The organism is Mesorhizobium hawassense, from assembly GCF_003289945.1.
GTDB classification, from domain to species: Bacteria; Pseudomonadota; Alphaproteobacteria; order Rhizobiales; family Rhizobiaceae; genus Mesorhizobium; species Mesorhizobium hawassense.
The window spans coordinates 45,970-68,429 of the sequence record NZ_QMBP01000003.1 but is presented as its reverse complement, the minus strand read 5'-3'; the positions used below and the strand labels follow the sequence as shown (position 1 = coordinate 68,429).

General features: G+C 64.2%; 19 protein-coding genes. 13 read left to right on the top strand and 6 right to left on the bottom strand.

Annotation, left to right across the window (positions count from 1 at the left end; translation table 11 throughout):
- Positions 1-21: 21 nt before the first annotated feature.
- On the bottom strand, positions 22-492 hold the full coding sequence (locus DPM33_RS07675) for a VOC family protein (protein ID WP_112097263.1): 471 nt from the start codon (positions 490-492) through the stop codon (positions 22-24).
- A gap of 245 nt (positions 493-737) precedes the next feature.
- Here DPM33_RS07675 and ilvD point away from each other — a divergent pair, with 245 nt between their 5' ends.
- On the top strand, positions 738-2,582 hold the full coding sequence (ilvD, locus tag DPM33_RS07670) for a dihydroxy-acid dehydratase (protein ID WP_112097262.1): 1,845 nt from the start codon (positions 738-740) through the stop codon (positions 2,580-2,582).
- 10 nt (positions 2,583-2,592) lie between these two features.
- Here the strand turns inward: ilvD and DPM33_RS07665 are convergent, their stop codons facing one another.
- Complete coding sequence (locus tag DPM33_RS07665) at positions 2,593-3,066, bottom strand: hypothetical protein (RefSeq protein ID WP_146770217.1); 474 nt, start codon at positions 3,064-3,066, stop codon at positions 2,593-2,595.
- Positions 3,067-3,119: 53 nt separating this feature from the next.
- Positions 3,120-4,874, bottom strand: coding sequence for an ABC transporter ATP-binding protein (locus DPM33_RS07660; protein ID WP_112096821.1), 1,755 nt, complete (start codon positions 4,872-4,874; stop codon positions 3,120-3,122).
- A gap of 175 nt (positions 4,875-5,049) precedes the next feature.
- Here DPM33_RS07660 and DPM33_RS07655 point away from each other — a divergent pair, with 175 nt between their 5' ends.
- Positions 5,050-6,330, top strand: a complete 1,281-nt coding sequence (locus DPM33_RS07655; RefSeq protein ID WP_112096820.1) for an amidohydrolase family protein — start codon at positions 5,050-5,052, stop codon at positions 6,328-6,330.
- A 354-nt stretch (positions 6,331-6,684) separates the two neighbouring features.
- Complete coding sequence (locus tag DPM33_RS07650) at positions 6,685-7,608, top strand: DMT family transporter (RefSeq protein WP_112096819.1); 924 nt, start codon at positions 6,685-6,687, stop codon at positions 7,606-7,608.
- A gap of 73 nt (positions 7,609-7,681) precedes the next feature.
- On the opposite strand, the gene DPM33_RS07645 is transcribed toward DPM33_RS07650, so the two are convergent.
- Entirely contained in the window at positions 7,682-8,581 is a 900-nt protein-coding gene (locus DPM33_RS07645) for a phosphotransferase family protein (RefSeq protein WP_112096818.1), read from the bottom strand.
- Positions 8,582-8,683: 102 nt separating this feature from the next.
- Here DPM33_RS07645 and DPM33_RS07640 point away from each other — a divergent pair, with 102 nt between their 5' ends.
- Positions 8,684-9,316 carry a class I SAM-dependent DNA methyltransferase gene (locus DPM33_RS07640; protein WP_112096817.1) on the top strand — a complete coding sequence of 211 codons (633 nt, stop codon included), beginning with the start codon at positions 8,684-8,686 and terminating at the stop codon, positions 9,314-9,316.
- A 12-nt stretch (positions 9,317-9,328) separates the two neighbouring features.
- Here the strand turns inward: DPM33_RS07640 and DPM33_RS07635 are convergent, their stop codons facing one another.
- Together DPM33_RS07635 and DPM33_RS07630 are read right to left on the bottom strand one after the other, a co-directional pair.
- Positions 9,329-11,770, bottom strand: coding sequence for a GcvT family protein (locus tag DPM33_RS07635; RefSeq protein ID WP_112096816.1), 2,442 nt, complete (start codon positions 11,768-11,770; stop codon positions 9,329-9,331).
- Positions 11,767-12,651, bottom strand: a complete 885-nt coding sequence (locus DPM33_RS07630) for a phosphotransferase family protein (RefSeq protein ID WP_112096815.1) — start codon at positions 12,649-12,651, stop codon at positions 11,767-11,769. Before DPM33_RS07630 ends, DPM33_RS07635 begins: the two co-directional genes overlap by 4 nt.
- A 388-nt stretch (positions 12,652-13,039) precedes the next feature.
- On the opposite strand from DPM33_RS07630, the gene DPM33_RS07625 reads away from it, so the two are divergent.
- From DPM33_RS07625 to DPM33_RS07585, 9 genes are all read left to right on the top strand, one after another.
- Positions 13,040-13,804 carry a DeoR/GlpR family DNA-binding transcription regulator gene (locus DPM33_RS07625; protein WP_112096814.1) on the top strand — a complete coding sequence of 255 codons (765 nt, stop codon included), beginning with the start codon at positions 13,040-13,042 and terminating at the stop codon, positions 13,802-13,804.
- Positions 13,805-13,872: 68 nt separating this feature from the next.
- Entirely contained in the window at positions 13,873-14,778 is a 906-nt protein-coding gene (locus tag DPM33_RS07620) for a LysR family transcriptional regulator (RefSeq protein ID WP_112096813.1), read from the top strand.
- 89 nt (positions 14,779-14,867) lie between these two features.
- Positions 14,868-15,713, top strand: coding sequence for a class I SAM-dependent methyltransferase (locus tag DPM33_RS07615; RefSeq protein WP_112096812.1), 846 nt, complete (start codon positions 14,868-14,870; stop codon positions 15,711-15,713).
- Between the two features lie 137 nt (positions 15,714-15,850).
- Positions 15,851-17,005, top strand: coding sequence for an ABC transporter substrate-binding protein (locus tag DPM33_RS07610; protein ID WP_112096811.1), 1,155 nt, complete (start codon positions 15,851-15,853; stop codon positions 17,003-17,005).
- A gap of 176 nt (positions 17,006-17,181) precedes the next feature.
- Complete coding sequence (locus DPM33_RS07605; protein ID WP_112096810.1) at positions 17,182-18,180, top strand: ABC transporter ATP-binding protein; 999 nt, start codon at positions 17,182-17,184, stop codon at positions 18,178-18,180.
- Between the two features lie 59 nt (positions 18,181-18,239).
- On the top strand, positions 18,240-19,145 hold the full coding sequence (locus DPM33_RS07600) for an ABC transporter permease (protein WP_208648377.1): 906 nt from the start codon (positions 18,240-18,242) through the stop codon (positions 19,143-19,145).
- Complete coding sequence (locus DPM33_RS07595; RefSeq protein ID WP_040986084.1) at positions 19,135-19,950, top strand: ABC transporter permease; 816 nt, start codon at positions 19,135-19,137, stop codon at positions 19,948-19,950. Before DPM33_RS07600 ends, DPM33_RS07595 begins: the two co-directional genes overlap by 11 nt.
- Positions 19,951-19,975: 25 nt before the next feature.
- Positions 19,976-21,403, top strand: coding sequence for a gamma-aminobutyraldehyde dehydrogenase (locus DPM33_RS07590; protein ID WP_112097261.1), 1,428 nt, complete (start codon positions 19,976-19,978; stop codon positions 21,401-21,403).
- Positions 21,404-21,476: 73 nt separating this feature from the next.
- Complete coding sequence (locus tag DPM33_RS07585) at positions 21,477-22,451, top strand: class I SAM-dependent methyltransferase (RefSeq protein WP_112096808.1); 975 nt, start codon at positions 21,477-21,479, stop codon at positions 22,449-22,451.
- Positions 22,452-22,460: the final 9 nt, after the last annotated feature.

Sequence of the window (22,460 nt, the reverse complement as noted above, 5' to 3'; positions counted from 1 at the left end):
CTACTCACTACTCACTAACCATCACCCCTTCGCCGCTTCCTCGATCTTGGCGATGTCGATCTTGCCCATCTGCATCATCGCCGACATGACCCGGCCGGCTTTGGCCTGGTCGGGGTCCATAAGCAGTTTCGGCAGCTGCTCCGGCACGACCTGCCAGGAGACGCCGAACTTGTCCTTCAGCCAGCTGCATTGTGACGGTTCGCCGCCACCTTCGATGAGCCTGTCCCAGAAATAATCCACCTCTTCCTGCGTCTTGCAGTCGATCGACTGTGATGTCGCCTCGCTGAACTTGAAGTGCGGCCCGCCGTTGAGCGCCTGGAACTGCACGCCGTCGAGTTCGAACGTGGTCACCAGCACCTTGCCTTCGTCGGCGTGGCCTTCTGGCCAACGCATCACGCTCAGCACCTTGGAATTCTTGAAGATGGACACGTAGAAATTCATCGCCTCTTCGGCCTGGTTGTCGAACCACAGGCAGGTGGTGATCTTTTGCATGTCGTGCTCCTCGGGTTGCTGCTTGTTATAGTGGAACGGCTGGCTCCGAGAATGGTGCCATTGCATGCCGTCTGCCCAAGGACGGATGCGCAGCTCGCGATCCGACACAGGCCTGCTGCTTTTTCGAAAGAATCTGGCGCAGTGCAAAATGGTGGTCATGCCGGGTTATGGCCGCTATAACCGCTGCCGACCAAATTCAGCGCCGCCCGCCGTGCCGGGCGCGGCCAGCCAGCAAGGACAATCCGATGCCCGCCTATCGTTCCCGCACCACCACCCATGGCCGCAACATGGCCGGCGCCCGCGGCCTGTGGCGTGCCACCGGCATGAAGGATTCGGATTTCGGCAAGCCGATCATCGCCGTGGTCAATTCCTTCACCCAGTTCGTGCCGGGCCATGTCCATCTGAAGGACCTCGGCCAGCTGGTCGCGCGCGAGATCGAGAAGGCCGGCGGCGTCGCCAAGGAATTCAACACCATCGCCGTCGATGACGGCATCGCCATGGGCCATGACGGCATGCTCTATTCGCTGCCGTCGCGCGAGCTGATCGCCGATTCGGTCGAATACATGGTCAACGCGCATTGCGCCGACGCCATGGTCTGCATCTCCAACTGCGACAAGATCACCCCCGGCATGCTGATGGCCTCGCTGCGCCTCAACATCCCGAGCGTGTTCGTCTCCGGCGGTCCGATGGAGGCCGGCAAGGTGGTGCTGGCCGGCAAGGCGCAGGCGCTCGACCTGGTCGATGCCATGGTCGCGGCCGCCGACGACAAGATCTCCGACGAGGACGTCAAGGTCATCGAGCGCTCGGCCTGCCCGACCTGCGGTTCGTGCTCGGGCATGTTCACCGCCAATTCGATGAACTGCCTGACCGAGGCGCTGGGCCTGTCGCTGCCTGGCAACGGCTCGACCTTGGCCACCCATGCCGACCGCAAGCGCCTGTTCGTCGAGGCCGGCCATCTCGTCGTCGATCTCGCCCAGCGCTACTACGAGCAGGAAGACGAAACAGCCCTGCCGCGCAGCATCGCCTCCAAGGGCGCCTTCGAGAACGCCATGGCGCTCGACATCGCCATGGGCGGCTCGACCAACACGGTGCTGCACATCTTGGCTGCCGCGCATGAGGGCGAGGTCGACTTCACCATGGAGGACATCGACCGGCTGTCGCGCAAAGTGCCCGTGCTCTGCAAAGTGGCGCCGGCCAAGTCCGACGTGCACATGGAGGACGTCCACCGCGCCGGCGGCATCATGGCGATCCTCGGTCAGCTCGACGAGGCCGGTCTGATCAACCGCGACCTGCCGACGGTCCACACCGCCACGCTCGGCGAAGCGCTCGACCATTGGGATATTTCACGCACTTCCGCCGAGAATGTCCGCGATTTCTTCCTCGCCGCGCCCGGCGGCGTGCCGACCCAGGTCGCTTTCAGCCAGGACCGCCGCTGGGACGAGCTCGACACGAACCGCGAGACGGGCGTCATCCGTTCGGCAAAGACGCCGTTCTCGAAGGATGGCGGCCTCGCGGTGCTGAAAGGCAATCTGGCGCTCGACGGCTGCATCGTGAAGACCGCCGGCGTCGATGAATCTATCCTGAAATTCACCGGCCCGGCCCGCGTCTTCGAAAGCCAGGACGCCTCGGTCAAGGCGATCCTTGCCAACGAGATCAAGGCCGGCGACATCGTCGTCATCCGCTATGAAGGGCCGCGCGGCGGTCCAGGCATGCAGGAAATGCTCTACCCGACCAGCTATCTGAAGTCGAAGGGCCTCGGCAAAGCCTGTGCGCTGATCACCGACGGCCGCTTCTCCGGCGGCACGTCGGGCCTATCGATCGGCCACGTCTCGCCGGAGGCCGCCGAAGGCGGCGCCATCGGCCTGGTCCAGGAAGGCGACACGATCGAGATCGACATCCCCAACCGCACCATCCGGCTCGCCATCAGCGACGCCGAGCTCGACGCGCGTCGCAAGGCGATGGCGGCGAAGGGCGCCGACGCCTGGAAACCGGCCGAGAAGCGCAAGCGCAAGGTGACGACCGCGCTGCGCGCCTACGCCGCCTTCGCCACCAGCGCCGACAAGGGCGCTGTGAGACACGTGCCCGAGTGATGTATCGAGGCTAGTGGTACTGGCCGTACCAAGGCCATTCCGCATCAGGAAGATAAGGCCAATCCGTTCGGGTTGGTAGCGAACGCTTTGCGTCCTCCGCTTGCTGCGGCGTCAGGAAGATGCCGAAAAGATCATTTCCGCCGTTCAGCGCATAGAAGCGCACGTCCGAACCGGCGAGTTGGTCATTGATGATCTTGAAGAACACGTAGGTGGCGGTGCCCCAGCTTCTGCCCTCGCTGTCCGAAACGTCCGGGGCATATATCACGTAATCCTGCCCTGCTGCGCGCACGGAATATCGGGGCGCATCCGCATCGACGCTCTCCTCGATCGCGATCGGGTTTTTCACATACCGCCGAAGCTCGGGCAAAACCTCCTCCTGGTACGCCTTTACTATTCCTTGTTCGGCCAGGTCCTCCGCGTCGAGCGGATGCGCCTTGTCGTAGTCGAGGGCCAAGGCTGGGGATTGCACGGCAAGCGTGCCCAACAAAGCAGTTCGTAGAAAGGACATGAGCCGAGCACCGCGCACAATCGCACCCCTTATGGCATCAGCTGATATTCATAAAGCTTCTGATAGAGCCCGCCCTGCCTGAGCAGCGTCTTGTGCGGGCCGCTTTCCTGCACCTTGCCCTTTTCCAGCACCACGATCGTGTCGGCCTGGTGCACGGTCGACAGTCGGTGCGCGATCACGATCGTCGTGCGCCCTACGGTCAGCTGCTGCAGCGCGTCGCGGAACAGCGCTTCGGATTCGGCGTCGAGCGCGCTGGTCGCCTCGTCGAGCAGCAGGATCTCGGCGTCGCGCAGCATGGCGCGCGCGATCGAAATGCGCTGGCGCTGGCCGCCGGACAGCAGCGAGCCGTTCTCGCCCACTTCCGTCTCATATCCCTTGGCCATGGCGCTGATGAACTCATGCGCGTTGGCGGCCCTGGCGGCGGCGATCACCTCCGCGTCGGTCGCATCCTCGCGGCCGAGGCGGATATTGTGCATGACGGTGCCGGCAAACAGGAACGTGTCCTGGCTGACATAGGCGATCTTGCTTCTGAGCGAATCGAGCGTGGCGAAAGAAATGTCCTGGCCGTCGAACTCGACCTTGCCGGTCTGCGGGTCATACATGCGCATGATCAGGTTCAGGATCGTCGACTTGCCGCTGCCCGACGGCCCGACCAGCGCCGTCATCTTGCCGGCCTTGAGCGTCAGATTGAAACCTTCGAACACCGGCGGGCTTTCCGGATAGGCGAAGCTGACATTGTCGAAGCGGATTTCACCCGGGCCTGCTTGCAGAGGCTTGGCGCCAGGCTTTTCGGCGAGCGTCAGCGGCCGGTCGGCGAGCTGGAACATCATGCGCACGCCGACGATGCCGGTTTCGAGCGAGATGCGCACGCGGGCCAATCGCTTTGCCGGCTCATAGGCGAACAGCAGCGCCGCGATGAAGGTCATGATGTTGCCGGGCAACTGGCCGCCCTGCAGCACCAGGAACCCGCTGACGAAAACCGCGCCGGCGATCGCCAGGCCGGCTAGCGTTTCCATCACCGGGCTGGTGGCGGCCTCCAGTGTGGCGATATTGTTGGCGCGGTTCTCGACGTCGGAGACGGCCTTGTACATGCGCTTGCGCATCGCGCCTTCGAGGTTGAAGGATTTGACGACGCGCACGCCGATCGCCGTTTCCTGCATCACATGCACGATCTGCCCGAGCGAACGGAATTCCATGGCAGCGATGCTGCGGACTCGCTTCAGGATGCGGTTGACGCCATAGATTGCCACCGGCCCGATGACGAAGCAGATCAGCGACAGCATCGGCTGCTTCCAGACCATGACTGCCACCAGGGCAATCAAAGTCACCAGGTCGCGCACATAGGAGGTCACGACGAGATCGAGCACGCCACGCGCGGCCTGCGCATTGTTGGTCATGCGGGTGATCAGGTCGGACGACGAGGTCGTGTGGTAGAATTCGATGCCTTGCGCCAGGATGCGGTCATAGATCTTGCGTTGCCGGTCGGCGATGATGGCGTTACCGACGCGACTCATAAAATACGCTTGGACGAAGTTGGCAATGCCCTTGGCGATGAAGATCGCGGCGACCGCCAAGGCGATCCAATTAACGCGGTCGGCTCTTTTATAGATAACGAACTCATTGGTGATGACGCTCAGGATCCAAGCGCTGCCTGCAGTCGTCGCTGCCACCACCAGCATCGACACGATTGCCGCGCCATAGCCGAACTTGTGCTCGTGGAAGGATTCCCTCACCAGCCTCGCGATGAGGCGCTGGTTTTCCGTCGAACGGAAGAAGCGAAACAACGGCCGGTCCTGTGTCTGGCTGCACGAATTTCGGATTCGCCACGAGAGCGCGAGGCGGCTTATAGAGCGAGTTGCGGCGCGATGGAACCTTTCGGCCGCAGGAGAAAGAAAAGGCTGCTTCAGGCTGTCTTTTCGGCCACGATCGGTGCCGATTCTTGGAAAGGGATGACGACAGATGGATTTCGACCTCATCGTGCGCGGCGGCACGCTGCCGGATGGCAGGATTGCCGATATCGGCATTGCCGGCGAGACCATCCGGGCGATAGAACCGAACTTGCCGGGCTCCTCAGCGACCGAGATCGACGCACGCGGCAATCTCGTCTCGCCGCCCTTCGTCGATCCGCATTTCCATATGGACGCCACGCTGTCCTATGGCATCCCGCGCATCAATGCGTCAGGCACGCTGCTCGAAGGCATCGCGCTGTGGGGCGAACTGAAGCCGCTGCTGACGCATGAGGCGGTGCGAGACCGTGCGCTCGCCTATTGCGACTGGGCGGTGTCGATGGGCCTGCTCGCCATCCGCACGCATGTCGATGTCTGCGACGACCGGCTGCTCGCCGTGGAAGCCCTGCTCGACGTCAAGAAGACCGTCGCGCCCTATATCGACCTGCAGCTGGTAGCCTTTCCGCAGGACGGCCTCTACCGCTCGCCGACAGCGCTGAAAAACACCATCCGCGCGCTCGACATGGGCGTCGACATCGTCGGCGGCATCCCGCATTTCGAGCGCACCATGGCCGACGGCACGCGCTCGGTGACGGAGCTCTGCGAGATCGCCGCCAAGCGCGGCCTGATGGTCGACCTGCATTGCGACGAGACGGACGATCCGCTGTCGCGCCATATCGAGCAGCTTGCCTATGAAACGCAGCGCCTCGGCCTTGCGGGCAGGGTGGCCGGCTCGCATCTCACTTCCATGCATTCGATGGACAATTACTACGTCTCCAAGCTTTTGCCGCTGATCGCCGAAGCCGGCGTGTCGGCAATCCCCAACCCGCTGATCAACATCATGCTGCAGGGCCGCCACGACACGTTTCCGAAGCGGCGCGGCCTGACCCGGGTGAAGGAGATGCTGGCGCTGGGCATCCGCGTCGGCTGGGGCCAGGATTGCGTGCTCGACCCCTGGTATTCGCTGGGCACCGCCGACATGCTCGACGTCGCCTTCATGGGCCTGCACGTCGCGCAGATGTCGAGCCCGGCCGACATGGCGCGCTGCTTCGACATGGTCACCAACGTCAACGCCGCCATCATGGGTCTCGATCACCTCGGCCTTGCCGTCGGCAAGCGCGCCAGCCTCGTCGTGCTCGACGCCGGCGATCCGATCGAGGCCGTGCGCCTGCGCCCCGAGCGCCTCTGCGTCATCGCCAGGGGCAAGGTCGTGGCGGAACGGACGAGGCAGGAGACCATGCTGTCGATCGCTGGCCGGCCCGCGCAGGTCAACCGGCGGCATAAAACAGTGTAGGTCTGCGTCTCGGTTGGCCGGTCGCGGGCGTCGGCGGACGGCGTGTCCGCCAATTGGTCGGAACGCCCGTGACGTCGTCATTCTAGGGCGGAGCAAGGAGCGAAGCGACGCGCGCAGACCCTAGAATCCATGCCGTTACCTTTAAGCGGTGCGGCAGTGCAGAACAACTTTTGTCTTGCGCCGACTTCGCTCCTCGCTCGGGGTCACGGCATGGATCCTCGGGTCTGCGCGTCCGCTTCGCTCCCGCTCCGCCCGTGGATGACGAAGCTCCGGCGCTTCAGCCAACTTCGATTCCCGGCGCTGGTCTTACGAATTTCCCTCGTCAAAGCGGCTGCTTGCGGCTAGGGAGCCGACATGGCCCAGTCCCTTGCCCGCAACTTTACGATCAGGAATGTGCTGCTCGCCGGCATCCTGCTGATGCTGGCCGGCGATTTCATGTTCGCGCTCAACGACGCGATGGGCAAATGGCTGGTCGCCAGCTTCTCCGTCGGACAAGTGGTGCTGATCCGCTCGATCGGCGCCTTCATCGTGCTCGGCCCGATGATCGCCAACCAGGGCACTGGCAAGCTGTTTCACATGGAACGGCCGCTTCTGCAGGTCCTTCGTGTCGTCGCCACCACCACCGATACGGCGCTTTTCTACGCCGCGGTCGTCTATCTGCCGCTCGCCGACGTGATGAGCTTCTACATGGCCGGACCGATCTACGTCGCCGCGCTGTCGCACCTGCTGCTCGGCGAAAAGGTCGGCTGGCGCCGCTGGCTGGCGATCCTGGTCGGTTTCTGCGGCGTGCTGATCATCCTGAAACCGTCCTCGGCGGCCTTCTCCATGTCTTCCGGCTTTGCGCTGGTCGGCAGCATCGCTTTCGCCTTCGCCATCATCTTGAGCCGCCTGCTGCGCGGCACCAGCGACACGACTTTGGTCACCTGGCAGACCATCGGCACGCTGCTGGTCGGCGGCGCGCTTGCCATTGGCGCCTGGCGCGCGCCGTCGGCGCTCGATCTCGGCGCCATGCTGTTGCTCGGCGTCGTCTCCTGCGCCGCTCATCTGATGATTACGAGGGCACTGAAGCTGGCGCCGGCCTCCACGCTGGCGCCGCTGCATTACAGCCTGCTTCTCTGGGCGATCGTCTTCGGCCTCGCCTTCTTCGGCGACGTGCCGAGCCTGCGCATCCTGGTCGGCGCGGCCATCGTCGTGCTCGCCGGCATGTTCATCTTCCACCGCCAGAAGGTGGTGGAGACCGAGGTGCCGCCGGAGAACGTGCCGAAGGGCGTGAATTAGAGCAATTCCAGGAAAAGCGCGTAGCGGTTTTCTGTCCGGAATTGCGTAAGAAAGCGCCCAGTTTTCTGGGCACCTAACCCTTGCGGACGGCCGCGAGGTGCTTGGCGAATTCCGCCGTCTCCATCAGAGCCTGGCAGCGGGCGAAGCGGCCGTCGGCATAGGCGCGGAAATCGTCGACAGGGTTGTTGTTGGCGAGCTGGATCAGCCCCCACAGCGTCCATAAAAGGTCGCACATCGCCTTGTAGATGACGACTCGCCCGCGCTCGGCCGGTCGCGCCTCGCCGCCGAAATAGGCGCGCATCAGCTCCTCGTCCTGGCCGTCATCGAACTTGCCCTCGACCGAGAGGTCGCCGAGATCCCACAGCGGATCGTTCATGCCGGAATATTCCCAGTCGACGATCCACATCCGCTCGCCGGTATCGAGAAAATTCTCGCACAGCGGATCGCAATGGCAGGCCGCGAGCTGGATCGGGTGCGTGTCAAGCGCGGCGCGCACCGAGCCTGCCTCGCGCACCACGTCGTGATACCCGGCCGGCAGCGCCACATCCTTGGTCGACAAGACCTTGAGATAGTCGTCGATCATCGCGAACAGCTCGAAGCGGAAGGGAAACACCGCGCCCGATTCATGCAGCTTGCGGAAGGCCGCGCCTGCACGTGCCGGGCTGCCTGGTCTTGCCTTGAATTTTTCGGGCGACATCGTCTCGGCGCCGGCAATGAAACGCGTCGCCATCCGCCCGGTTGCCGGATCGGCATAAAGCACTTCGGGGCTGACGCCGGCCTTGGCCGCTTCGCGCGCCGCCATCGCCTCGTTGGCGCGGTTGATATATTCTTCCGTGCCCTTGCCGGGAATGCGCAGGCAGACGTCGCCGGCCCTGTAGACCATATTGGTCAGGCCGCCGAGCCGCTCCAGAGGTCCATCATAGCCCGCCAGCACCGGAACGGCCGCCAGCGCCGCGCGCAGCTCGTCGGTCATGTCGTGTCCCCCTTCACGCCATTTGTTACGGTTCTGACGGTTCCACATTTTTAGCGGCTTGGCTATCATCCATTGAACGAGAGTCGGGCGTCGGGAGCGGCAATGGCAGACGGTAAGCAGAACAGCGCGCTGGGCGCCGCTTATGCGGCGAAGCGGCCGCAGGACGTGGCCGCCATCTATGACAACTGGGCCGACACCTACGATGCCGACATGTCGGCTGCCGGCTATCGCCATCCGACGATCTGCCTGGCGCTGCTTGCCCGGCACCTGCCGCGCGGCGCCGAACCCTTGCTCGACGCCGGCGCCGGCACCGGCCTCATCGGCGAATGGCTCTCCATCACCGGCTACCCGAAGGTCGAGGCGCTCGACATCTCGCAAGGCATGCTGGACAAGGCCGGCGCCAAGGGCGTCTACACGGCGCTGCATCGCCTGGCGATGGGCGACCCGCTGCCCTTCGCCGACGGCGCCTATGCCGGCATCATTTCGGCCGGCGTCTTCACATCCGGCCATGTCGGGGTCGAGGGCCTGGACGAGTTGATCCGTATCTGCCGTTCCGGCGGCGTCATCGTGCTGACGGTGAAGAACACGCTTTGGCAGGCCGGCTTCGCCGACCGTATCGCCGAGCTCGAAGCGCAGGGCAGGCTGACGCGCGTCGAGGAAACACGACCCTATGCCTCGATGCCCGGCGAAACCGACACCGTGCCGAGCCGCGGCCTGGTGCTGCGCGTCAGCTGACCGGTCCGGCGGTCAGGCTTTTATCTTCGCTCCGGCCGGATCATGCATCGGCTCGAGATGGATCTTTGCCGGCGTGCGTTCCATCGCCACCACCAGCTCATAATCGCCTGAGGCGAGGAAATCGTCGCTGACGCCGTCGGCATTGCGCACATAGCCATAGCCGATGTTTTTCTCCAGCGTATAGCCATAGCCGCCGCTGGTGAGGTAGCCGACCGGCTCGCCACTGCGCAGGATCGTTTCGCGCCCCACCAGCACGATCTCCGGATCGCCGACCGTGAAGCCGGCAAAGCGTTTGGTCAGCGGCTTGCCGGCCACCTTCTCCAGCGCCCTGCGCCCGACGAAGTCTGTGTTCTTGCGAAGCTTCACCGCCCAGCCGAGGCCCGCCTCCAGCGGCGTGTCGTTCGGCGTGATGTCGGAACCCCAGGCGCGGTAGCCCTTTTCCAGCCGCAGCGATTCCAGCGCGCGGTAGCCTACCGGGCGAATGTCGTGCGCCTTGCCCGCCGCCATCAGGGCGTCGAAAACCTCGCCGGTGGCGGCGATCGGTACATGCAGCTCCCAGCCGAGCTCGCCGACATAGGTGACGCGCAGCGCCTTCACGCCGTGGCCCGCAATTGCAATCTCGCGCGCATGGCCGAAAGGGAAGGCGGTGTTCGAGACGTCGGCATCCGTCACCGCCGCCAGCACGTCGCGGGCGCGTGGCCCCATCAGCGACAGGGTGCCGTACTCCTCCGTGACGTCTTTCAGTCTTGCGTCTAGGCCTGCGCCGATATGGTCGCCGATCCAGGACAGGTCATGCGTGCGGAAGCCGGTGCCGGTGACGATGTAGAACCGATCCTCGCCGAGCCGCGACACGGTGAGGTCCGCCTCGATGCCGCCGCGGGTGTTCAGCAACTGCGTGTAGGTCAGCCGCCCGACCGGCTTGTTGATGTCGTTGGCGCAGATCCAGTCGAGCGCCTTCAGCGCGTCGGCACCGGTCAGCTCATATTTGGCGAAGGAGGACTGGTCGAAGATGCCGACCGTCTCGCGCACATGCCGGTGCTCGTCGCCGACTGGGCCGAACCAGTTCTGCCGGCCCATCGAATAGGCGTCCTCGGCGGCCGTGCCGTCGGGCGCGAACCAGTTCGGACGCTCCCAGCCGAGCTTGGAGCCGAACACCGCGCGATGCCTCTTCAGCCGCTCATAGAGCGGCGAGACGATGCGCGGCCGTCCGGACAGATATTCCTCATGCGGAAAGCCGATCGTGTAGTGCTTGCCATAGGCCTCCAGCGTGCGGTCGCGGACCCAGTCGCGGTCGCGATGCAGGCTGGAGAAGCGCCTGATGTCGACCACCCACAGGTCGAGCGGCGCCTCGCCGTCGACCACCCATTGCGCCAGCACCCAACCGGCGCCGCCGCCGGATGCGATACCGAAAGCATTGAAGCCGGCGCCGACGAACATGTTGGCGCATTCGGGAGCGACGCCGAGGATGAAATTGCCGTCCGGCGTGAAACTTTCCGGCCCGTTGATCATCTGCTTGACGCCGACGGTTTCCAAGGCGGGAACGCGCGCGATCGCCTGCGTCATATGCTGTTCGAAATGGTCGTAGTCGTCGTCGAACAGGCGGAATTCCCAGTCGTTGGGAACATCGCCCGTCGTCCAGGCCTGCGGGTTGGGCTCATAGCCGCCCATCACCAGCCCACCGACCTCTTCCTTGAAATAAGTGCGACGGTCGGGGTCGCGGATCGTCGGCGCGTCGGTGGCGAGCCCGTCGATCTTCTCGGTGATGATGTACTGGTGCTTGACCGGCTGCAGCGGCACGTTGATGCCGGCCATCGCGCCGACCTGCCGCGCCCATTGTCCGGCGCAGTTCACCACCTTGTCGCAGGCGATGTCGCCTTTTTCGGTCTTAACCGCGGTGATGCGGCCGTCCTTCATCTCGAAACCGGTGACGCGCACCTCCTCGAACAGTTTCGCGCCATGCATGCGCGCGCCCTTGGCGAGCGATTGGGCGATATCGGAGGGGCTTGCCTGCCCGTCGGTCGGCAGCCACGAGGCGCCGACCAGGTCGCCGGTCTCCATCAGCGGCCACATGCGCTTCACTTCGGCCGGCGACAGCAGCTGCATGTCCATGCCGAAGCTCTTCGCCGTCGTCGCCAGCCGCTTGAACTCGGTCCAGCGGTCGGCGTTCGTGGCCAGCCTAAGGCACCCGGTCATCTTCCAGCCGGTCGCCAAGCCCGTCTCGGCCTCGAGTCCCTTGTAGAGCTCGACCGAATATTTGAGCACGCGCGTGATCGAGGCCGACGAGCGCAATTGCCCGACCAGCCCGGCGGCGTGCCAGGTCGAGCCCGAGGTCAGCTTGCCCTGCTCGAGCAGCACGACATCGGCCTTGTGGTCGCGCGCCAGGTGATAGGCGGTGGAACAGCCGATGATGCCGCCGCCGATGACGACGATCCCGGCATGGCTGGGCAGAGTCATGACTTTGGTCCGTATTTCGTCCGGTAATTCTCGAGCGCCGCATCGAGCCGCGCGAGGTTCTCCTCGGTATAAGCGACGTAGTCGATGCCGGGCGCGTCGAGATAGAGTTCCGAGACCATGCTCCACATCGCTTCGCGCAGCAGGGAGGCGCATTGCATTGCGGCGTGCGAGCGGCGGATTTCGGTGTCCGGTTCTTTCATGAAATAGGCGGTCATGAAGGCGAAGGATTCGTCGTTGCTCATCCCTGCATTCGACGCGACGCCGGCGAGGTCGAACATCGCCGTGTTGAAACCGGCATATTCGAAATCGATCAGCCACAGCCGGCTGCCGTCGTCGAGGATGTTGGCCGGCAAAAGATCGTTGTGGCCGAAGACGATCGGCAACAGCTTCTGCGCCCGTTCGAGCTCGTCCGCCAACGTCAGGTAGCGCGGCAACTGGTCCTTCTTGCGGCTGCCGCCTTCGTCCAGCGTGCGCGCATAGTCGCGGATGACGTGGAACACCCAGAACATGAAGCCGGCGCCGGAGACATGGTTCGGCATCTCGCGATGGAAGCCGCGCAGCAGCGCCGCCACGCGGCCGAGATTGGCGCGCACGTCCTCGCCGAGAAAGGTCTTCGCTCCGAGAAACGCCGTCACCAGAATGCCGGGCTCGGAATAGTGCACGGCCGGCGCGAACCCTGCCGCATGCGCGGCGCGCGCCGTCATCACCTCGCGCTCTCGGAAGACATGGTGGAACGGGAAATCCTGGCCGAAGCGCACGACATGGCGCCCGGCTGCGTCCGTGACGATATAGTTGGCATTACTGAGGCCGCCTGGCAGCGGCGCGATCTCGATGCCGCCGTTCCAGCACGGCAAGGCGCGGATGCGGTCTTCGGCGCTCACGGTTCTGCTCCGGCCAAAGCCGGTCCTCCGGAAAACAAGGACGGGAGAAAACAAAAAAGCCTCGTCGGTGCGAGACGCCAGGATCGGTATCCCGCACCGCACCGACGAGCCCCTTGGCCAGGTTTGGTATCCCGGCATCCGCCCCCGCGGATTCGATAAAAGCCCGCGCCTGGCCGTTTCCAGACGATCTGGTCACTAGGTTGCGGCTCTGCCATCACCCTCCCGTAGCAGTTCCGAGCCTTGTCACTTGCAACCACTCTCATGCCGTGGTGGCGGAACTGTCAATCAAAAGCTGTGACCTTTTTTGGGTGTTTTGCCCGAAAATATAAGCAACTCCTTTCAAAGCGTTGTCAAAGCCTTAAATTCGGTCAAAATCCCGGATATCCGCATGATCCATTCGAAACGGCATGGCGAAATCCTGCGCATCCTCCACGAGGAGGGCACAGTCAGCGTAGCTAGCCTTGCCGAACGTCTCGGCGTGTCGCTCGAAACGGTGCGGCGCGACGTCAAGCCGCTCGCCGATGACGGCTCGGTGCTGAAGATGCACGGCGCGGTGGGCCTTGCTTCGATGGTGGGTGAGGCGCCGTTCGAGCGGCGCATGCGCGAGAATGCCGAAGCCAAGCGCCTGATCGCCAGAATGATCGCGGCCACCATCCGCGATGGCGAGGCGGTTATGCTCGACACCGGCACGACCACGTCGTTCCTGGCGCGCGAGCTGCTGGGGCATCGCCGGCTGACGGTGGTCACCAACTCCTCCGACATTGCCCGCACACTGGCGACGGTGAACGGCAACAAGGTCTATATGGCGGGCGGCGAGCTGCGCAGCGATTCAGGCGCCGCATTCGGCATCTCGGCGATCGAATTCGTCAGCCGTTTTTCGGTCGACCATGCGGTGATTTCGATCGGCGCGGTCGACGCGGTCGCCGGCCTGACCGACTACGCCCTGGACGAGGCGGAGTTCGCCCGCATGGTGCTGTCGCGCGGCCAGCGCTCGCTAGTCATCACCGACCACACCAAGTTCGGCCGCCAGGGCCTGGTCCGGGTGTGCGGCTTCGACGGCTTTTCCGAGCTTGCCACCGACCAGCCGCCGCCGCGCGACATCGCCGCCGCGCTGAGCCAGGCCGGCGCGCGTCTGACCATCGCGACGGCCTGAAGCGAAATCCGATTTCACTCGGTTGGCGGATACTTCCCTCCGCGGTCGTGCCGGTGTTTAGTCCGGCCATGGCCTTCACCATCCGCCAACTGCAGTTCTTCGTCGCCGTCGCCGAGCAGGGCACCGTCTCGGGCGCCGCGCAGAACCTCTCGATTTCGCAATCCTCGGTCACGGAATCGATCAAGGAGCTGGAGAGCGACCTCGGTGTCGAACTCTTCGAGCGCCATCCGCGCGGCCTCAACATCACCCACAAGGGTCACCAGTTCCTGCGCCACGCGACAAAAATCCTGGCCGATGTCTCCGACGCGCGCCGTTCTTTCTCCAGCGAGCAGGCCGTGGCCGGTGGCCGCCTGCAGCTCGGCGTCACCTCGCTGGTCGCCGGCTATGTGCTGTCGGACCTGCTCGCCCGTTACCGCCGCGCCTATCCGGGTGTCGAGGTTTCGGCCATCGAGGACAATGGCGACTATCTCGAGCACCTTCTGGTCGGCGGCAAGCTCGACATCGCCGTCATGGTCACGTCCAATTTGCGCGACCGTACCGCGCTGCAGTCGGAAATCCTCGAAGTCTCGGCCTACCGGTTGTGGGTCCCGCTCAGCCACAGGCTTGCCAGCGCCGACATCATCTCGATCGGCGACATCGCTTCCGAGCCGCTGATCATGCTCACCGTCGACGAGATCGAGGAGAACACCGGCAAGCTGCTGTCGGCGATCGGCGCGAGGCCGCATGTCGCCTTCCGCACGCGTTCGGTGGAAGCAGTGCGCAGCCTTGTCGCCACGGGCGCCGGCGTGGCGCTGCTGCCCGACCTCGTCTACCGGCCCTGGTCGCTGGAAGGCGACCGCATCGAATCGCGCGACATTTCCGGCTCGCTGCCCGTGGTCCAGGTCGGGACGGTCTGGCGCCGCGGCTCCGGCCTGCCGCAGGCCGCGCGCGATTTCATCGGCCTCGCGCAGTCGCAGCGCATGGTGCGTCGCTGAAGTAATTCCAGCAAAAGTGTGAAACAGTCGGCTTGAACTCGTAGAGTGCCGGCAGCGATCGATGAGGGTAACTGAAAACGAGGTCCGCCATGCCGCAATCCGCGCAGCCAAACACGCAGCAAGCCGCTCTCTGGAACGATGCCAGCGGAAAGGCCTGGGTCGAGATGCAGCCGATCCTCGATGGCGTGCTGGCGCCGTTCGAGAGCCTGGTGGTGGATGCCGGTTATCCCGGAGAAGGGCGCACGGTTCTGGACATAGGCTGCGGCGCAGGCGCCACGACTCTGGCGATGGCGCGCCGCGTCGGCAACGCCGGTCGATGTGTCGGCCTCGACATCTCGCGGCCGCTTGTCGCCCTGGCGACTGAGCGCGCGCGGGCGGGAGAGGTGGCAAACGCAAGTTTTGGGGTCGGCGATGCCCAGGCATATGGGTTCGAATCCGGAATCTTCGATGCCGTTGTCTCGCGCTTTGGCGTCATGTTCTTCGATGATCCTGTGGCGGCATTCAGCAACATAAGACAGGCCGCAAGGCCTGGCGGCAAACTCGCCTTTGTCGCTTGGCGAAGTCCGACCGAGAATGATTTCATGACGGCCGCCGCGAGAACGGCTGCGCCTTTCCTCCCGCCCGCGCCCGCGCCGGATCCCGAAGCGCCGGGGCAGTTTGCCTTTGCCGACGGTGCCAGGGTGAGGCGGATTCTTGAAGCGAGCGGCTGGTCGTCGATCGAAGTCGAACGGGCGGACGTCCCGTGTCAGATCGCCGAGGGCGATCTGATGACATATGCGACTCGCTTGGGGCCGGTCGGCGCCGCCCTGCGCGAGGTTGACCGAGCGACGGCTGAAAAAATCTCCGCGGCCTTGCCTGCTGCATTCGCGTCTTTCGTGACGGACGGTAAGGCTCGTTTCATTGCCGCCTGCTGGCTGGTCACGGCACTGGCTTGAGGGTATTTTGATATCGGAAAAACCGATATCGGCTTTCTGATAAATGAATTTGCGAAACCGGATTTTTCAAAGCACCTTTTGCTCAGGGAACAAAGCCGCGCCCTGAGAGCGCTGCCCCTAGCAATGGGAGATCGACGATGAATGCATTCCTGAAGTCGTGCACGGCGCTGACTGTCGCGCTGACTTTTTCCGGTCAGGCCATCGCCCAGGTCAAGGAAGTCGGCAAGGGCGAGGGCGAGGTCAACATCGTCGCCTGGCCGGGCTACATTGAGCGCGGCGAGACCGACAAGGGCTATGACTGGGTGACGGCTTTCGAGAAGGAAAGCGGCTGCAAGGTCAACGTCAAGACCGCCAACACGTCGGACGAGATGGTCTCGCTGATGAACGAGGGTGGCTTCGACCTGGTCACCGCTTCGGGCGATGCATCGCTGCGCCTCGTCGCCGGCAAGCGCGTGCAGCCGATCAACACCGATCTCATCAAGAGCTGGAAGACGGTCGACGACCGCCTGAAGGACGCCCCCTGGTTCACCGTCGACAAGGTGCACTACGGCGTTCCCTATCAGTGGGGCCCGAACATCCTGATGTACAACACCGACGTCTTCAAGGAAGCGCCCAAGAGCTGGAACGTCGTCTTCGAGGAAATGAAGCTGCCCGACGGCAAGTCGAACAAGGGCCGCGTCCAGGCCTATGACGGCCCGATCCACATCGCCGACGCCGCCAATTACCTGATGTTCCACAAGCCGGAACTCGGCATCAAGGATCCTTACGAGCTCAACGAAGATCAGTACAAGGCGGCGCTCGAGTTGCTGCGCACCCAGCGCACGCTGGTCGGCCGTTACTGGCACGATGCCGCGATCCAGGTCGACGACTTCCAGAACGAGGGCGTGGTCGCCTCCGGCTCCTGGCCTTACCAGGTCAACACTCTGGTCGCCGCCAAGAAGCCCGTCGCCTCGACCGTTCCGGAAGAGGGCGTCACCGGCTGGGCCGACACCACCATGATGGAAGCGGACGCCGCCCATCCGAACTGCGCTTACATGTGGCTCGAGCATTCGCTCTCGCCGAAGGTCCAGGGCGACGTCTCGGCCTGGTTCGGCTCGCTGCCCGTCGTGCCCGCCGCCTGCAAGGGCAATGAGCTTCTGACCGACGAAGGCTGCAAGACCAACGGCTACGACAATTTCGATAAGATCAGGTTCTGGAAGACGCCGGTGACCAAGTGCGCCAGCCAGAACAACCAGTGCGTGCCGTACTATCGCTGGGTGTCGGACTATATCGGCGTCATCGGCGGGCGGTAACGCCATTACCCTCCCCCTTTGTGGGGAGGGTTGACGCTTGAGCGTCGGGGTGGGGGCTGTCTGATAGGTTCGCGCTGTCACCCCCACCCGCGGCTTCGCCGCGACCTCCCCCATCGAGGGGGAGGTAGGGCGCCGCGCGACTTCAGTACATCAACCAGCCAACAGACTGGCAGCCCATGACTTCCGCCGTTTCCTTCAAAAAAGTCTCGCGCCATTTCGGCAGCGTGCGTGCCGTCGACGCGGTCGATCTCGACATAGCGCCTGGCGAATTCTTCGCCATGCTCGGGCCTTCAGGCTCGGGCAAGACGACCTGCCTGCGGCTGATAGCGGGTTTCGAGCAGCCGACGGCCGGCTCGATCTCGATCTTCGGCGAGCGCGCGGAAGGCGTTCCGCCCTATCGCCGCAACGTCAACACCGTCTTCCAGGACTACGCGCTGTTCCCGCATCTGAACGTGCTCGACAACGTCGCCTACGGCCTGATGGTCAAGGGCGTCGGCAAGACCGAACGGCTGAAGGCTGCGGAAGAGGCGCTTTCCCTCGTTAGACTTCCGGGCTACGGCACGCGCCGCCCGGGCCAGCTCTCCGGCGGCCAGCGCCAGCGCGTCGCGCTCGCCCGCGCGCTGGTCAACCAGCCCAAGGTGCTGCTGCTCGACGAGCCGCTCGGCGCGCTCGACCTCAAGCTGCGCGAGAACATGCAGGAGGAATTGAAATCGCTGCAGAAGGTGCTCGGCATCACCTTCGTCTTCGTCACCCACGACCAGGGCGAGGCGTTGTCGATGGCCGATCGCGTCGCCGTTTTCAACGACGGCAAGATCATGCAGGTCGGCACGCCGGAAGACATCTACCAGCGGCCGAATACGCGCTTCGTCGCCGATTTCGTAGGCTCGTCGAACGTGCTGCCGCCGGATTTCGTGCAGCGCTATTCCGGCCAGCATCGCTGGGGAAGCCTGCGGCCCGAATCCATCCGCGTTTCGGGCGCAACCAGCGGCGACGGCGTTGCCGCGCGCCTAGTCGGGACCAATTATCTCGGCGCCACGACAAGGCTGGCGCTCGATGCCGATGGGCTGAGGCTGCACGCGGTGGTGCCGGCCGGCACCGCGCTGCCGGCGGAAGGCGAAGCGGTGATGCTCACCTTCAACCGCGACAGCCTGCATCTGATGGACGAGCCGGCATGACGATCGACGCCGCCATCCCGCGTGCGCCAGCCCCTGCCATCCTGCCCGGCAGCGGCGGCATGCGCGGCGCGCTCTCCGACCTGTTCTGGCGCCGCCCGAAATTCCTGCTCGCCCTGATGCTCCTGCCGCCGGTTCTGTGGCTCGGCATCGTCTACATCGGCTCGCTCTTCGCGCTGCTCGCCCAGAGTTTCTTCTCGATCGACGAGTTCTCCGGCCTCATCAACCGCGAGTTCACGCTGAAGACCTATGGCGACCTGTTCCAGGCCGCCAATCTCGACATCATCCTGCGAACGGTGACGATGGCGGCGCTCGTCACGCTTGCCTCGGCCATCATTGCCTTCCCCATCGCCTACTACGCGGCGCGCTATGCGCGCGGCCGCTGGAAGGCGTTGTTCTATCTCGGCGTGATGCTGCCGCTCTGGTCGAGCTATCTGGTCAAGATTTACGCCTGGAAGCTGATCCTCGCCAAGGAAGGCATCCTCACCTGGCTGCTCGCCAACCTGAACCTGCTCTGGCTGCTCGATGGCTGGCTGTCGCTGCCGATCGTCGGCGGCAACTCGCTCTCGGTCTCCTTCACCGGCACCTTCATCGTCTTCGTCTATGTCTGGCTGCCCTTCATGATCCTCCCCGTTCAGGCCGCGCTCGAACGCGTGCCCGGCAATCTGGTCGAGGCCTCGTCGGATCTCGGCGCCTCGCCCGGCCAGACCTTCCGCAACGTGCTTTTCCCGCTGGCCCTGCCCGGCATCGTCGCCGGTTCGATCTTCACCTTCTCGCTGACGCTCGGTGACTACATCATCCCGCAGATCATAGGCACTTCGCGGCTGTTCATCGGCCAGGCCGTCTATTCGCAGCAGGGCACCGCCGGCAACATCCCTTTAGCCGCCGCCTTCACCGTGGTGCCCATCGTCATCATGGGCTTTTACCTCTGGGGCGCCAAGCGCATGGGGGCTTTCGATGCGCTCTGACCGTGGTCAACGTGCTCCGCTCGGCCTGAAGATCGCCGCCGCCTGCGGCCTGCTCTTCCTGCACCTGCCGATCCTTTTGATCTTTGTCTACGCCTTCACGACGGAAGAGAAGAGTTTCGTCTGGCCGCCTCCGGGGCTCACCACGCAGTGGTTCGCCGTCACCTGGAACCGACCGGACGTCTGGGATGCGCTGTCGCTCTCGGTCCGCGTCGCCGCCATCTCGACGGCGATCGCGCTGGTGCTCGGCACGCTCTGCGCCGCCGCTGTCTCGCAGACGCGCTTCTTCGGCCGCGAGGCCATCTCGCTGCTGGTCATCCTGCCGATCGCGCTGCCCGGCATCATCACCGGCATCGCGCTGCGCTCGGCCTTCGCGCTCGCCGACATTCCATTCTCGTTCTGGACGATCGTGCTCGGCCACGCCACCTTCTGCGTTGTCGTGGTCTACAACAATGCCGTCGCCCGCTTCCGCCGCACCTCCGGCTCGATGATCGAAGCCTCGATGGATCTCGGCGCCGACGGCTTCCAGACCTTCCGCCATGTCGTGCTGCCCAATATCGCGACCGCGCTGCTTGCCGGCGGCATGCTCGCCTTCGCGCTGTCCTTCGACGAGGTCATCGTCACCACCTTCACCGCCGGCCAGCAGCAGACGGTGCCCATCTGGATGCTCGAGGAACTGATCCGCCCGCGCCAGCGCCCGGTCACCAATGTCGTGGCCATGGTCGTCGTGCTGGTGACGCTGCTGCCGATCCTGTTTGCCTATTACCTCACCCGCGACGGCGACCAGATCGCCGGCTCGGGCAAATAACCAACTTCGTAAGGGAGTGATGTCGATGGACACCCAGATGCTGATCGGCGCGAAATTCGAAAAGGGCACCGAGACCGAGGAGCCGATCCTCAATCCGAAGACCGGGGCGACCATTCTCAACCTACCGGAAGCGAGCCCGGCGCAGATCGAGGCTGCCGTCAGTGCCGCCGAACACGCATTCGCCAGTTGGTCGCGCACGACGCCGGCGCAGCGCTCCGGCTATCTGCTCAAGATAGCCGACCGCATCGAGGCCGAAGCCAAGGAGTTCGCCGCGCTCGAGGCGCTGAACTGCGGCAAGCCGATCAATGCCGTGCTCAATGACGAGATCCCGGCGATCGTCGACTGCTATCGCTTCTTCGCCGGCGCGGTGCGTTCGATGCCCGGCCAGGTGGCCGGCGAATATCTGCCCGGCCACACCTCGATGGTCAGGCGCGACCCGATCGGCATCGTCGCTTCCATCGCGCCCTGGAACTATCCGCTGATGATGATGGCCTGGAAGCTGGCGCCGGCGCTCGGCGGCGGCAACACGGTCGTCTTCAAGCCGTCCGAGCAGACGCCGCTGACCGCGATGAAGCTGGCGAAGATCCTCGCCGACGTGCTGCCCGAGGGTGTCGTCAATGTCGTGCTCGGCCGCGGCGACAGCGTCGGCAACACGCTGATCAACCATCCCAAGGTCAACATGATCTCGATCACCGGCGACGTCGCCACCGGCAAGAAGGTGCTGCAGGCGGCCGCCAAGTCGGTCAAGCGCACGCATCTGGAGCTCGGCGGCAAGGCGCCCGTCATCGTCTTCGACGACGCCGACCTCGGCGCCGTGGTCAACGGCCTGCGCGCCTTCGGCTATTACAATGCCGGCCAAGACTGCACCGCCGCCTGCCGCATCTATGCCGGCAAGAAGATCTACGACAAGCTCGTCGCCGACCTCTCCTCGGCGGTCTCGACCATCAAGTACAACCAGCCTGATGACACCAAGAACGAGATCGGCCCGCTGATCTCGCGCCGCCAGCGCGACCGCGTGTCGAGCTTCGTCGAGCGGGCCTCGGAGCTGAAGCACATCGAGATCACCACCGGCGGCAAGCCGGGCGAGGGCTCTGGCTTCTACTATCAGCCGACGGTCGTCGCTGGCGCGCTGCAGGAAGATGAGATCGTGCGCCGCGAGGTGTTCGGCCCGGTCGTCTCGATCACGCGTTTCTCGGATGTCGACGAAGCGGTGAACTGGGCGAACGACAGCGACTACGGTCTCGCCTCGTCGGTGTGGACCAAGGACGTCTCGCGCGCCATGGCGACGGCCGCGCGCCTGCAATATGGCTGCACCTGGATCAACACCCACTTCATGTTGACCAACGAGATGCCGCATGGCGGCCTCAAGCAGTCCGGCTACGGCAAGGACATGTCGCTCTACGCGCTGGAAGACTACACCGCCGTTCGCCACGTGATGGTGGCGCATGGGTGAGCCCAGGCTCCAGGACGCCGGCTGAGAACTGTGCTACTCCGGCAACGGGCAATTGCCATATGAACGAGGAGCCATGGACTTACAAGAACCTGTGCGGCTGCTGCCGTCGGCGCTGAAGATCGAACCGTTCCTGGTGATCGAGCGCAGTTCGACTTTCCAGGGCGTGGTGCATATTGCCGGTTATGTCTTTTGCGAGGCATCACCAGTTGTCGCAATGCGTCTGACCCTGACGGACGGCAGAAGATTGGCCGTGTCGCAGATGGGCCTGCCTAGCCCTGACTTGGCCCGCCGGCATGGTCGGGCCGCCGCGTCCTGCAGGTTCGAGGAGCGATTTTTTGTCGGCTTGGAGTACGCCGACATGCTCAATGCGGCTGTCGAGGTCGTTCTTGCGGACGGTTCCAGTCATGCCCGTCCTTTGGCCGCCGCAGATCCGAATGATACAGTGCTTCCGCTTGTCGATCGGTTCTTCCAGGAGGTGCGTTCCCGACCATCCGGACGGCTTCTGGAGATAGGCTCGCGGAATCGAACCGGTGCGATGTGGCGTACTGCCGTGCCTGAAACCTGGCGCTATACCGGCTTCGACATCCTTGATGGGGAAAATGTGGACATCGTCGGCGACGCCCACGAGGCGAGTCGGTTTCTGCCCCGGCAGGCTTTCGATGCGGTCATGTCTTTCGCGGTGTTCGAGCATCTGCTGATGCCTTGGAAGGCGGTGATCGAGATGAACCGCGTGCTGCGCGCGGGCGCGATCGGCATCATACTTGCCCCCCAGACATGGTCGCTGCACGAGGAGCCATGCGACTACTTCCGTTTTTCAAGCCATGCCTGGAAAGCGCTGCTCAATCCCGCGACAGGTTTTGAAATCATCGATGCCGTCGATGGGTCGCGCGCTTATATCGTCGCTCGCGTGCACAACGTCGCCACCGCTTTTGGCGAGGTTCATACTGGAGCGCTGATGTCCGCGGTTTTGTTCCGCAAGACTGGGGAGACAAATCTCGACTGGCCGGTCTCGATGAGGGACATCGCCAGCGATCTGTACCCGATGTGAGTGTCGGTC